Genomic DNA, 13,925 nt, shown 5'->3' on the forward strand with positions numbered 1-13,925 from the left:
TTTGTTAACAGGCGGAAGAACCAATGAAACTGTTCTATGCAGGATTGCTTTTGAAGTGTGCTTCAGGAGTTAGGAATAATGCTTGGGCAACAGTACTTAAGCTTGGGTTTACTGAAAGAGGGTAAGAACATTTGTGCAATTTTATTAAACATTGTCTCTCCTTTTCAGGTTAAAAATATATAGCCTTTGTGCGGACAGTCCTTCAGTTGCTGTTCAGGAAACGCTATTTTTCGGATTTTTAACACGCAATTTTACACCTCATGAAAATAAACTTTTACGCACTGACACTTTTCCTGCTTCTGAGTTTCCCGTTGTTTGCCCAGTACGAAACGGTTGTGTTTAACTACGACAGGTCCTATTTTAACGAAGGGCAGCCTCTGCCAGCCGAAAGCAATTTTTTGCTTACAGGGGAAGCCGGAGAGCATGTGGGAATGGTAGAAATCCTTATTTTTGGCTCTACCGATACCAGCAAAGAGCCGCTTTACAGAAATACCTGGAAAAGCCGTGCCGCAAACCCGCAAGGCAGTTTTACACTGCCTGTTAATTATCCGCTGCGGGGAAACGAAAAATATACTTTTCTCATAAACTACTACAGGCAGGCATCTGCAAGGCAGCAGCGGCAGTTACTCCGGCAGTTAAATGCGGCCCTGAATTCCTACATCGACCAGTCTTTTGTTGTTAGCAGGAGCAGTGTAGCATTGCGAAAGCACCCCAGGAACATGCGTAGCGACATGAATGCCATTGTGGAGCAGGGGCTGCTGCTTTACAGAAGCCATATCAACTATGAGTTTGATGGTTTTTCGGACATTGTCCTCGACAAGCTGGAGCAGATCAACAACCTGAGGTTGCGCAAAGCCCGCCGCAACATTGTAGCTGCCGAAGGAGAAGATAACCAAACGGTAAGGCTGAAATATGCACAGGAGCAAATAGAAGCCCTAAAGGTACTGGTAAACCAGGAAGTGGCCCAGTATGCCAACGCGCAACTGCTGGCACTAACAGACAGCAAGAAGATAACAGATTACGCTACAGCGAAAACAAGAAACGTAATTGCGCTGAATATCGGCTACGGAGGTGTTTATTACTCCGGTGATTTTGAAAATTTTTCTTCGGCCACAGCTCCTTATGCAGGTATCTCTATTCCACTAGGCAAGGCACCTTTTTCTTCTGCTTTCTGGTCGAGGTCGAGCATTTCGGCAGGTGTGTTTCTGAAAAATCTGGAGTTTAGCGAAGATAATGTGGCGACCGGGCCGCTGGTAAAGCGACCGGTGTACCTGGCCCTGGGCTACAGGGCCCTTCCGTTTATACGCATTAACGCTGGTGCTACTGTGCTGCAAAGTGATCAGGCTGCCAACACCATTTCAGATTTTGATTTCGACAGAGTGTATGTCAAGCCATTTGTTGGCTTAAGCCTGGAGATTAACTTTTGGATGAACTTAAACAGATAGCCATGAGAAAGTTTGCTTTAACAAGCGTGTTGTTGCTTATATGGCAGTGGGCAGTGGCGCAGCATGATGTCTATAAGTGGCAGTTCAGTGGCTATACCGGTGCAGCTAATTATTTTAATCCGGATAACAGTTCCGGTAATTATTTAGAAATAAGTGATAACCTGCTTTACCGCCTCGAAATCTCGCGCCACCTCGGCAACAGCTTTGGAGTATCGCTGGGTTCTTCCTTTGGCCATGTAAGAGGATTCGAACCACAAGACGAGTTGTTCTCAACTGCTGTGCAGATGGCTTCGGTGCGGGGCTACTTTTATACCGATAATGGCTGGTTATTCAACTCTTCCGCATGGCTTTCACCTTATTTGTTTGCAGGGTATGGGTTAAGCAGGTTGGCAGTTGCCGACGGAGACATAACAGCTGCAACAGTTCACACTCCGGCAATCCCTTTTGGAGCAGGTTTAAAGCTGCGGCTATCGGAGAGATGGCAGCTGGCTTTACAGGCTGAAGTGGTTTACCTGCAAAGTGAACACCTGGAGGAAGTAGCGCGGGTGCAGAACGATTACAATAGCTCCTTTTTTCATACAGGCCTTACCATTGGCTATAGTTTTGGGTTCAGAAAATCTACTTTCAATGCTCCACAATTTTATGCTGATAATGTAGCCTTGTTGCAATCGGTAGGTAATTATGAGCAGCCTCAGCAGAACGTGCTGGAAGCTGTGCTCCGGCTGGCACCGAAACAGGTGGAACTGAAAAATACAGCAGATTCTGCAAACCTGCCACAGCTGGCTGAAAAAGAAAAACAGATAGCCCAACCCAAAGATACTGTTCTGCAGCAAAGTATAAACGTGAACATAGATAGCACTACTGCAACTGATTCGGATACAGTTTATGCTGTACCTGTTCGGCAGCAGCGGCCTGCCCGCCGTGCAGTTAAGGCAGCTTCCGGTACTACAACAGATTCGGTTATGATACGGCAACCTGCTGCGGCCAGGCAGCGGCAGCCGGTACCTGTCGGAAACGAAGCTGTTCGGGTTCCTGAAAATGAGCGGCAGATGCAAGTATACAAGGAGTTGCCTGCAGAAAGGCCAGTGGTTGTGGTAGAGCCAAACAGCATAAATGCAGCGCAGGCGAGAAAGCAAAGAGAAAGGCTTGCAGCTATACATGAGCAGAACCGACAACTTCTGATAAGTATAGATTCGCTCGAGAAAAGCCACAATTCAGATACAGCTGCTGATACAAGAACAACACCTGACAGGGATATGGTACTTTATCTGCAACAGCAAACAGCTGTTCAGGACAGTATGCTGCTGTTGCTCCAGCAATATGAAAGAGAACTGGCCGAATTAAAGAACAGCAAGGCAGCCTCTGTTCGGGAACCTGCTGCCGGTTATACGACTGCTGTGTTTTTCCCGATTAATTCGCATCATATTCCTGCCGGTAGTTTAAACGAGCTGAACAAGGCACTCGATGTGTTAAGGGCAAACCCGGATGTAGTGGTAAGGCTGACAGGCTATGCCGATCAGTCCGGAAATGCAGCATATAATATGGCCCTGAGCAAAAAGAGAGTGGAAGCATTAACCAATTTCCTGAAAATGCAGGGAGTTCCGAGTAATCGCATCCAGACAGATTACGTAGGAGATACAAAATCTACCGTAAAATTGAATCCTTTGGATAGAAGAGTAGAGATACGAATTGCAGAGTAAGTACCATAGGCAGACAGAAAGCAATGAAGGCAATATTTTATGAACAAAATGGTGGAGCAGAGGTGCTTCAATTTGGCGATCAGCCTAAGCCATCGGTAAAAAGCAAACAGCTACTGGTGCGGGTGCATGCTGCCAGCGTAAACCCTGTCGATTGGAAACTAAGGGCTAATAACCTATGCTGTTGCTAATAAAGCTGTTATTGGCAACAGCATAGGTTAATTAAGACTATATTAGAATTAGCCCTATATACTTCAAAGATAAAATTAATCTTCAAGTTATGTCTTAAAGGTTTGCTTTTCAGCAATGATTGTTACATTAGTCTTCGAGATTAAAGCCTTTTTTTATTGAATTTTAACCTGTTCGCCTTCTAAATAAGCTTGAATATAATTTTTTACTTCTTCTTTCTTTATTGGATCTTCGATAACTTCATACAAAGGCAGTAAAGCATCTCTAGAAGAAGAATTGAAATCTACCAATTCTTCATCAGCAGTTGTCAAACTTTGGGACCAGCCTGAAATGTTAACTGTAGGATGATTTTTCCCTGAATAAGTACTTTGGGATATTTGGCGTAGATCTCCGCCATAGGATTTAAAGCTTATCTTTTGCGAAAAATTGCCAGTTGCAGATGTCGCATCTTTGTTATCTATATCTCCCGTGAATAAATTAAACACATTGTTCATAGCCGCAGTTAAGCCTAATCGCGCTGCCTTTTTTCTATCTGAGTTATCTGTTTCGGCCTGATACATTACAACAAGCTTCGATCCTAAAAGGATGTCCGTAAGTATATGTGTACCGTATTTAGCCACTATATCTTGAGGAGATTTGCTTTGGATATCCGATCTGAAAGCCTCAGTGAAATACTTATGATAAAACTGTGGAGCAGTGGCCATTTTGACAATCTTCCGATGTGTTGTGAAAATGTAGGTTGAGTATATATATTTAGCTGAAAATGCATCCTGATCAGGGAAAAAGGAAGTTATAGCACCTTTAAATAGTTTTGACCCCTCTGTTGCTGCTGTTCTTGTTGACATGAGTTTAGAAAAAGCCTCACAGTTTTCTGATTCAAATGACCTAAACCAACTAGTGTTGGTTCGGCCGATTACAACACTAGTTGGTTCGATTTCTTTGAACTTAACAACATCAATTACCTGATGCCTTGCGGCACTTGAATCTCCAAATTGGCCTGTAACATCATAGCCGTATCCGAGTAAATTGTAGGGGCTTCTCGCTGAGGGTGATTTAGGTGTTTTAGGATTAAGATTCGTAACCGTAATGATATTGTCGGTACGGAAAGTAACCGGTTGTACATCTTGTTCAATATTTTCATTATCACAAGAGGTAAATATTCCAAATATAAAAAATACGATAAGCCTTAATTTCATACGGTAATACATAATTTAAAAAATTAACAATTTTACTTACAATCAAAGCAAACACCCAGCTAGGAGGAGAACTACTCCAGGTAATCAGGACATTAATATAGCTGAGGGTAGGAGTCCAATCATTCTAAATTGACATTGGAATAGAATTCACCAGTAATATATTGCTTTTCTCTCTAGCAATTGTCCCTGTGCAATTTAAAAGTAAATTAAATATATGCTATTTTAATTTTTGTTAATATTTTGAACAAGCTTTATGTAAATTTAGCATAACCGTATAATTGAAGAAGTCTATTCAGCAGTAGGAGTAGCCCATCTAACACACCTAAGGACGATACCTGATTCTAGGTTTCTCTACTTGCATGCTCCACTTAAATAACCTATAGTCGCAATACTTACTTTACTAGAAAGTTGCTGATAAGAAAGCTCGAAGACAGAGCACCAAATCTACAGCTAAGTATAAAATATACATCACACCTCAGTCTAGCTTCTTTAGTGGTGGTCAATGACTTTAGTTATAGCACTGGCGAAGATAACCCCGCTCATTTGGCTATGTCGGCTTTTTTCCGCAGATTGTACTTCATTTTACCTATACAAATTAACCACTACAAATACCGAAATGATATTTAACCTAAAGCGCTTCTTCGCTTTTGCTTTGGTGTTGCTTAGCATGCAGGCAGCTTTCGCCCAGCAGGCACTTCAGACGCCAGAGCAGTTTTTGGGCTACCAGCTCGGAACGCAATTTACAACCCACGCCCGCATAGTAGATTATGTAAACTACCTGGCTGCACAAGCACCAAACCGGATCAAGGTGCAGGAATATGGCAAAACCTACGAAGGGCGGCCTTTATTGCTCGCTTATGTTGCCAATGAAGAGAACCTGCAACGACTTGAACAGGTTAGGGAAAACAACCTGCGCCAGGCAGGGGTGCTGAACGGGCAGATGCAGGGAAACCAGCCTGCTATTGTATGGCTTAGCTACAATGTGCACGGCAACGAATCGGTGAGTTCGGAGGCGGTGCTGCAGGTGCTGTATGATCTTGTAAACCCGGCTAATACTCAAACAAAAGCCTGGTTACAGAATAGTGTGGTGCTGCTAGACCCTTGCGTAAACCCCGATGGCCGCGAACGTTATGTGCAGTGGTATAAGCAAACTCAGAGTGTAAACGGGAATGCCTCCCCTTTTGCCTGGGAACATTATGAGCCGTGGCCGGGAGGCAGGCCCAACCATTATTACTTCGACCTGAACCGCGACTGGGCCTGGCAAACACAGATCGAATCGAAGCAACGCCTGGCGGTTTATAACAGCTGGTTACCTCAGGTGCATGCCGATTTTCATGAAATGGGGGCCGAATCGCCATACTATTTCTCACCGGCTGCTAAACCTTTTCACGAAAGCATAACACCCTGGCAGCGTCAGTTCCAGAACACCATTGGCGATTATAACCGCCAGTACTTCGATAAAAATAACTGGCTATACTTTACTCGCGAAAACTTCGACCTGCTTTACCCAAGCTACGGCGATACCTGGCCCACTTTTAACGGAGCCATCGGCATGACCTATGAGCAGGGTGGTTCTGGCAGGGCAGGTCTGGCTTATAAAAAGCTGGATGGCGATACGCTTACTTTAAAAGACCGTATTGCACACCACCATGCAGCCAGCCTCGCCACCCTGCAGGCTACCTCTGAGAAAGCCGATCAGCTAAAGCAGGAGTTTAAGAAATACCACGATAACAATGCGAAGAATCCAGGCGGAAGCTACAAAACCTTTGTGGTGAAGAATAATGGTGGCAATGCAGGTAATCTGCAGGCATTAACCGATTACCTCGACCGTCAGCAGATCCGCTATGGCTACGCAAACAGGAACTTAACCTCCAGAGGATTTAACTATAGCACAGGCAAGGAAGAAAGTGTGAAAGTAAGCCAGAACGATCTGGTGATCAGTATGTATCAGCCTAAATCGACATTGGTGAAAGTGCTGTTCGAGCCCTCAACCAATCTTGAAGATTCGCTCACGTATGACATTACTTCCTGGGCTTTGCCTTATGCCTTCGGACTAGAGGCTGCTGCTTTAAAAACGAGAATTGAGCCGGGTACAGGTAAACCGGCTGCACCATCTGCAGCCGTTGCTGTAGAACGCCCCTATGCTTACCTGGCCCGCTGGAACAACCTGCAGGACCTGAAGTTCTTAACCCAACTGATGCAGCAGAAGGTGAAAATCAGGGTAGCCGAAAAAGCATTTGAGACGGAAGGGCAGCAGTATGGTGCTGGTACCTTAATTATAACCCGCACGGGCAATGAAAGCCTGCAGGAAGATTTCGACAAAATTGTGCGTGCCACAGCCCAAAGCAACGGTATAAGTTTAGCGGCCACTACCACAGGCTTTGTAACCAACGGTGCTGATTTCGGTTCTGGTAGTGTCCGTTTCCTGAAGATGCCGAAAGTAGCAGTAATGTCAGGTGAAGGAGTGTCTCCTTATGGTTTCGGGGAGGTGTGGCATTATTTTGAGCAGCAGATTAACTATCCTGTTACGGTGCTGGGTACTTCATACTTTAACTCGGTGCCTTTACACGAGTTTGATGTACTTATTCTGCCAACTGGTTCTTATGGCAGAGTTTTCAGCGAGCAGGGGCTGGAGCAGCTAAAAAGCTGGATCCAGGCCGGTGGTAAACTTATAGCGATGGAAAATGCAGCCGGCTTCTTCGCCGGCAAAAAAGATTTCAACCTGAGGCTAAAAGAAGAGGCTGAAGCTGACAAAGACAAAGAGAAGGACGAAGCTAAGAAGGACCCTTACAGCAACCTGCGCGCCTATGGCGATCGCGAACGTGCCGCCTTAGCCGGAGATGTGCAGGGCAGCGTATTCCGTGTAAATTTAGATAATACACATCCGCTGGCTTTTGGCTACGGCAATACGTATTTCGCACTTATCCGAAGCTCCAGTACCTACTCTTTCCTTGAGGATGGCTGGAATGTAGGCGTGCTTAAAAAGGATAACTATACCACGGGCTTTGTAGGAGCAAAAGTGAAAAACAAGTTGCAGGATGCCCTTATTCTGGGAACGCAGGAAATGGGCCGCGGGCAAATTGTTTATATGGCGGATAATCCCTTGTTCAGAGGTTTCTGGCACAGCGGCAAACTTTTGTTTGGTAACGCTGTTTTTATGGTAGGTCAATAAGTTTTACATCCCAAAGAGGTCTTCTGGTACATGCCCGAAGACCTCTTTTATTTTCTGTTGGCTGTTCTACCTTTATCTGCCTATATTGGTGCTTTAGCAGCTGATCACCTTTTAAACTGAAATTTAAGACTATGAACGAGATAAAAAGTTTTCCTGCTCCAACGGAGTATGCCGATTTTTATAAAGGATATGTGGCGGCGGCGGCCAATGCAGGAGAATTGTTAGCAGGCCTGGAAGCAAGCAAAGAATATATTGCCGGCATGGTGCAGGGGCTAAGCGAAGAACAGCTGAACTTCCGTTACCAGCCTGAGAAATGGTCGGTAAAGGAGGTGCTGGTGCATATGATTGATACTGAGCGTATTTTCGCCTACCGGGCCCTACGCTTTGCCCGGCAGGATAAAACCGAACTGGCTGGGTTCGATCAGGATAATTATGTAGTGCCCTCCAAAGCAAAAGACAGGGCGGTTTCTTCTATTCTGGCGGAGTATGCTGCTGTTCGGCAGGCAACCATAGAATTGTTTAAAAGCTTCGACGAAGAGATGCTGCTACAGGAAGGCATCGCCAACAAAAATCCTGTAACTGTCAGAGCAATCGGCTACATTATCCTGGGCCACGAAATGCACCACCTCAATATCCTGCAGCAGCGTTACCTGGCAGTATAAAACTTACCTTTTATAATTTATATATATTCCCACCCGATTACATGAAGCTTTCCCGACGGAACACAGGGTTGCTTTTGGCCCCACTGCTGGCACTGGCGGTGTGGTGGCTGGCAGCAGGCTTAGAACCACAGGCGCGAAAAGTAGCCTCTATTATGATGTTCTGCCTCGTTTTCTGGATGACAGAAACTATTCCGCTTTCTATGACTGCCTTCTTAGGTGTACTGGCAGCCGTCATTCTGGGAATAGCCGATATTAACACCGCTTTCCAGAACCTGGGGCACCCGATTATCCTGCTCTTTATCGGCAGCTTCTTGCTTGCCCGCTCCATGACACGCCATGGCCTGGACAAAAGAGTAGCATTGTTTATCCTGTCGCGGTCTTTCTTCCAGAAAAGCCTGTTCCGGCTTTTTTTAGGCTTTTCGATGGTGTCTTTTGTGCTGTCGATGTGGGTAAGTAACTCTGTTACGGTGGCCATGCTGCTGCCGCTCACCGTAGGCGTTGTAAAACTCATCAGCCAGGATGATGTGTCACAGAGCCCGGCACCATACTTCTTGTTAGGCATAGCCTATAGTGCATCCATAGGTGGTATTAGCACCATTGTCGGTTCTCCGCCCAACCTGATCGGGGTAAATTACCTGGCTACGGAAGGAGTTGTAATTGATTTTCTGCAGTGGCTGTTGCTGGCTTTCCCGATTGCCCTGAGTATGTATGGTGTGCTGCTGCTTTATGTAAGATTCTTCCTGAAGAAAAGCAGTTATAGTGCCGCCGTGGTGCAAGCCTATGTGCAGGAACAAACTGTACAGCAGCCCCGGATTTCGAGGGGAGAACAGGTAACCCTAAGTGTTTTTGTGTTGGCTGTGGTGCTGTGGCTGGCTCCGGGAGTGCTGAATTTGTTGGGGATGCAGGAGGCTTACAGTTTCATGAATACCTATTTTGCCGAAAGCACGGTAGCTTTACTGGCAGCCTTGTTGCTGTTCCTGATTCCGCCGGGCAAGGAAAATGACGGACAAGGTACCCTGGTCGCAGGCGATCTTCTGCGCATCGACTGGGATACTATTCTGCTTTTCGGTGGCGGAATGGCACTAGGGCAGCTAGTGGTATCTTCGGGATTGGCAGATACTATAGGAGAGCGTATTACTACGTTTGTAGATCCGAAGCAGCAGCTTCTGCTGATATTTATACTGGTGGCCGGGGTGCTGATGCTGACAGAGGTAAGTTCTAACACCGCCATTGCCATTACCTTTGTACCGATAATTGTAGGAGTACTCGATAGGTTGCAGTTGCCTGTGCTGTACCCTGTTTTGGGGGTGGTGCTGGCTTGTAGCTTTGCCTTTATGCTGCCTGTTGCTACACCGCCGAATGCCATTGTGTACGGTAGCAAACAAGTGCCGGTGGGCTTTATGGCCAGGTTCGGCTTGTTTCTGAACGTGGCTGGAGCAGTACTCATCACGCTCTGGATTTTGCTTTACATGAGCCTGGAAGCTTAAATTAATCCGGCAATCTGTTCGGGCCAAAGCGCTGTAAATTTAGTATCTTGAGGCGATATTTGTAGAAGCACCTATGCAAAACCAAAAAAGATTCAGAATTATTCTCACCATTGCCTGTTTTGTTTTTGCAGGCCTAAACGCTTACCAGATACTGCAGGGCAGTTATACTTACATAGACGTTGTGCTGATGATCGTTTTCCTGCTATGGGGAGGACTTTACATTTACCTGCTCCGGAAAGACAGGCAACAAGGGCAGTAGCCTATAAAAAGAGCCTGAAAATTTAGAAACATTCCTAAATTTTCAGGCTCTTCTAATTTAGCCAAAGGTAGTTTTTATACGTTTCAGGGGTTTAGTAGGTTTTTCAGATTATCCCAAAATAAAGGAGCTACGGCTGTTTTTTGCCTGCCAGTATTGCAATAGGGGGCCGTTGGCTCCTTCTATAGGATCTGTAGCAGGTAAAGGTACCTGTGCAATCTGCCTTTTCTTTGCTTCGGCATCATCTTCTTCTGTGCAGATGTCATACTTTTCCTGCCCCGCCGGATAAGCACCTACAACAGTAAAATGCCGGGAAGCTTTTATACGGCAATGCCCGGTTCCTGCAGGCAAAATAACCATGTCTCCTGCTTTTACCTCCAGCTTCTCCCCTTCAGGTCCGCCAAATTGAATGGTTGCCGAACCTGCAGCCACCCCAAGAACTTCATGGGCAGTACTGTGGTAATGGTGGTAATCAAAGACACCATTCGTCCAGGTGCCCCGCCAGTTATGCTCTGCAAAGCTTGCCTTAAATTTGTTTTCCAGATTCTTCTGATCCGTAAAAACCTGTTTGTATAACATCAAAGGAAGGTCAGGGTTATTGGGAATATGTTTTCCAGATCTTAGAAAAAGAGGAATGATGTGTTTGTTTTCCATATTAGTGACGGAGGTATAATGTTACATTAGGATGATTTGCCTCAAAAGGAAAATGATCGTTAAAAGAATCCTGTGCTTTCAGCTACGGATTTTCTGTATTTCAGGAGGTCTGGTTTGAACAATTAAAGTCGATACAATTAAATATTTGCACGATTTATGCTTATGAGTTCAAAATGGGAAATTATTAATTTTCCGATGTTGTGGAGGGCTAGTCTAATGTTAAATGAATTTGTATTTTTCCTTTTTAGAGTTGTGAAACGTAAAGTTGTTGCTCCGCTCCTGATATCTAATTGTGAAAAATAAGTATAAACAGGAAAAAATATTGCGCTGATTACTTATGATTTTGTAAATTAATGCTCCGGTTTCTGCTAGTTAGAGGCAATAAACAGGTTGGTATAGCGCAGTGGAAATTGAATTTATTTTAAGTTAACACAGATGGTTGATTTTGGTGCAAAGCAGGATAATTCTTTGAAGCCTGACGATAAGAAGAATTTTAAGAAATGGGGGCCTTATTTAACAGAGAGGCAGTGGGGTACCGTGCGGGAAGACTATAGTTTTGACGGAGATGCCTGGAATTGCATTACCCACGACAAAGCCCGCAGTATTGCATACCGTTGGGGAGAAGAAGGTATAGCAGGATTCTGCGACGACCGCCAGATTCTTTGCCTGGCTCCTGCTTTCTGGAACGGCAAAGATCCTATATTAAAAGAAAGACTTTTTGGCTTAGCCAATGAGCAGGGAAACCACGGGGAAGATGTGAAGGAAATATACTTTCACCTCGATTCTTCGCCAACGCATTCTTATACAAAATACCTCTACAAATATCCTCAGACTGCTTTTCCTTACAATGAATTAATCGAAAAGAACAGGAGAGGGCGCGATATGCCTGAGTACGAGTTACTTGATACGGCTGCTTTTACAGAGAAGCGTTATTTCGATTGTTATATCGAGTATGCCAAGGCAGATGTAGACGATATCTTAATGAAGATAACTGTTTACAATCGTGGGCCGGAAGCTGCTGCCATACATGTTCTGCCGCACCTGTGGTTCCGCAACTATTGGAAGCACAACCCACGGTTCAGCAGTAAAAGGCCACAGATCGCCTCGGTAGCGGATAATTGTATTAAAACTTCTTCCAGCAGAAGCGGGGAGTATTATTTATACCACGAAGCAGGGGAGCAGTTGTTTTGTGAGAACGAAACAAATAACCAGTTCATCTACCATACACAGAACGACTATCCTTATGTGAAGGATGGGATCAACGACTATGTGCTTATGGGGCAGCCTACTGTTAACCCGGAGAAGGTAGGTACAAAATCGGCTATCTGGTTTAAAAAAGAAATTGCTGCCGGTGGCTCTCATGTCTTTCGGGTGCGCCTGAGCAGAGAACCTTTAAAGAATGCCTGGGCAGATTTTGATACCATTTTTGCCCATCGTCAATCGGAAACGGACGATTACTATGGCGATCTAACGCCTAAAACGCTTAGCCAGGAGCATAAAAAGCTGCTCCGGAAAGCTTTCGGAGGACTGCTCTGGACAAAGCAGTTCTATTATATGGATGTATACAAATGGCTGAACGGAGAGCCCGGCCATACACCTGCCGATCGTATAAAGAAACGCAACGTAGACTGGCAGCACCTGACAAACCGCCACATCATTTCCATGCCAGACAAGTGGGAGTATCCTTGGTATGCTGCCTGGGACTTGGCGTTTCATGCTACTTCTTTTGTGCATGTTGATCCTGAGTTTGCCAAAGAGCAATTGCAACTCATGCTAAAAGAGTACTATATGCACCCCAATGGCCAGATTCCGGCTTACGAGTGGAATTTCAGCGATGTGAACCCTCCGGTACACGCCTGGGCCGTGTGGGAGGTATATGAAAAAGATAAAATTAAAACGGGTAAGGCAGATTATGATTTCCTGGAGCGCGCTTTCCAGAAGTTGTTAATGAATTTTACCTGGTGGGTGAACCGGAAAGACGAAAACGGGAACTATCTGTTCGAAGGAGGCTTCCTGGGGTTGGATAACATTGGAGTATTCGACAGAAGCAAAATGCCGGCAGGTATTAAAAACATGCAGCAGGCCGATTCTACCAGTTGGATGGCTATGTTTTCTCTGAATATGTTGCGCATATCGCTGGAACTGGCCGGTGAAAACCCTGCTTATGAAGAATCTGCCGCTAAGTTTTTCCGCCATTTTCTAAACATTGCCTGGGCTATGCACCATATCGGGGATAGAAATATATCGCTCTGGGATGACGAAGACGATTTCTTTTATGATGTTGTGCAGTTTGAAAACGGTGGTAGCCAGCGTCTGAAAATACGCTCTCTGGTAGGTATTATACCTTTGTTTGCGGTGGAGATGATCAGCAAAACCATTTTTGATTATTCGTATGAGTTTAAGGTAAGGGCCATCAATATCATGAGAACACGCCCTGACCTGGCGTCGTTGATTTCTCGCTTCGAAAAGAAAAATGACAACGGAGACTTTATGCTGTCCATTATGCGGGGTTACCGACTGGAGCACCTGCTCAAAAGGCTGCTCGACGAATCAGAGTTTTTATCTGATTTTGGTATTCGCTCTTTGTCTAAGTATCATCTGGAGCATCCTTTCGAGTTTGATCATCATGGCAAGCATGTCATTCAGTATGAGCCTGGCGAAAGCTCTTCGTATATGTTTGGAGGTAACTCTAACTGGAGGGGCCCGATCTGGTTCCCTCTGAATTATTTAATTATTCAGTCGCTCAGGAAGTACTATAGCTACTATGGCCCAAGCTACGTGTACGAATTCCCGACAGGCTCCGGCAATAAGCTGAACCTGAAACAAATTGCAAACGAATTAACTATCAGGTTGCTCCGTATCTTCGAAAAAGATGAAACAGGAAAGTATCGTTACCATTCAGATCATGCAGCTTTTGCAGATGATGAGCATTTTGCGGAGCATCACCTGTTTTACGAGTTCTTTAACGGGGACACCGGGCAAGGCCTGGGGGCTTCTCACCAGACGGGATGGACAGCCTTAGTAGCTAATTTGCTGCTCGAAATGGATGAAGACGAATACAAGAGTGTATTTAAAGCCAACCAACAGCAAGTAGAAGTAACGCTGTAAGCGGCCCATACTGTAAGCAAGGCCTTAAGCTTTTTAAAGTAATCTATTTTAAAAAGCTT

10 protein-coding genes are annotated in these 13,925 nt (G+C 45.1%); 8 read left to right on the forward strand and 2 right to left on the reverse strand.

Going from position 1 to position 13,925, the window contains the following annotated elements; all coding sequences use genetic code 11:
- The first annotated feature begins 260 nt into the window (after positions 1-260).
- The 3 genes from C1N53_RS00760 to C1N53_RS22440 are packed head-to-tail and all read left to right on the forward strand — an operon-like array spanning position 261 to position 3,333.
- On the forward strand, positions 261-1,445 hold the full coding sequence (locus C1N53_RS00760) for a hypothetical protein (RefSeq protein WP_137757518.1): 1,185 nt from the start codon (positions 261-263) through the stop codon (positions 1,443-1,445).
- Between the two features lie 2 nt (positions 1,446-1,447).
- Complete coding sequence (locus C1N53_RS00765) at positions 1,448-3,145, forward strand: OmpA family protein (RefSeq protein ID WP_137757519.1); 1,698 nt, start codon at positions 1,448-1,450, stop codon at positions 3,143-3,145.
- Between the two features lie 23 nt (positions 3,146-3,168).
- Positions 3,169-3,333: a hypothetical protein gene (locus C1N53_RS22440; protein ID WP_168193927.1), complete on the forward strand. Its 165-nt coding sequence runs from the start codon at positions 3,169-3,171 to the stop codon at positions 3,331-3,333.
- A gap of 153 nt (positions 3,334-3,486) precedes the next feature.
- Here the strand turns inward: C1N53_RS22440 and C1N53_RS00770 are convergent, their stop codons facing one another.
- Positions 3,487-4,527: an MAC/perforin domain-containing protein gene (locus C1N53_RS00770; RefSeq protein WP_168193928.1), complete on the reverse strand. Its 1,041-nt coding sequence runs from the start codon at positions 4,525-4,527 to the stop codon at positions 3,487-3,489.
- Positions 4,528-5,143: 616 nt separating this feature from the next.
- Here C1N53_RS00770 and C1N53_RS00775 point away from each other — a divergent pair.
- The 4 genes from C1N53_RS00775 to C1N53_RS00790 all read left to right on the forward strand — a co-directional run bounded on the left by C1N53_RS00775 (position 5,144) and on the right by C1N53_RS00790 (position 10,107).
- Positions 5,144-7,699 carry a M14 family metallopeptidase gene (locus C1N53_RS00775; protein ID WP_137757521.1) on the forward strand — a complete coding sequence of 852 codons (2,556 nt, stop codon included), beginning with the start codon at positions 5,144-5,146 and terminating at the stop codon, positions 7,697-7,699.
- 131 nt (positions 7,700-7,830) lie between these two features.
- Positions 7,831-8,361 (forward strand): DinB family protein, encoded by a 531-nt coding sequence (locus C1N53_RS00780; protein WP_137757522.1) that lies wholly within the window; start codon positions 7,831-7,833, stop codon positions 8,359-8,361.
- A gap of 41 nt (positions 8,362-8,402) precedes the next feature.
- Entirely contained in the window at positions 8,403-9,848 is a 1,446-nt protein-coding gene (locus tag C1N53_RS00785) for a DASS family sodium-coupled anion symporter (RefSeq protein WP_137757523.1), read from the forward strand.
- A 73-nt stretch (positions 9,849-9,921) separates the two neighbouring features.
- Entirely contained in the window at positions 9,922-10,107 is a 186-nt protein-coding gene (locus C1N53_RS00790) for a hypothetical protein (protein WP_137757524.1), read from the forward strand.
- A 108-nt stretch (positions 10,108-10,215) separates the two neighbouring features.
- On the opposite strand, the gene C1N53_RS00795 is transcribed toward C1N53_RS00790, so the two are convergent.
- Positions 10,216-10,758: a cupin domain-containing protein gene (locus tag C1N53_RS00795; RefSeq protein ID WP_137757525.1), complete on the reverse strand. Its 543-nt coding sequence runs from the start codon at positions 10,756-10,758 to the stop codon at positions 10,216-10,218.
- Between the two features lie 435 nt (positions 10,759-11,193).
- On the opposite strand from C1N53_RS00795, the gene C1N53_RS00800 reads away from it, so the two are divergent.
- The gene (locus C1N53_RS00800; protein WP_137757526.1) at positions 11,194-13,866 is read left to right on the forward strand and encodes a glucosidase; all 2,673 of its coding nucleotides are present in this window, start codon (positions 11,194-11,196) and stop codon (positions 13,864-13,866) included.
- Positions 13,867-13,925 lie beyond the last annotated feature (59 nt).

The sequence above is a fragment of the Pontibacter sp. SGAir0037 genome (assembly GCF_005491705.1).
Classification (GTDB): Bacteria; Bacteroidota; Bacteroidia; order Cytophagales; family Hymenobacteraceae; genus Pontibacter.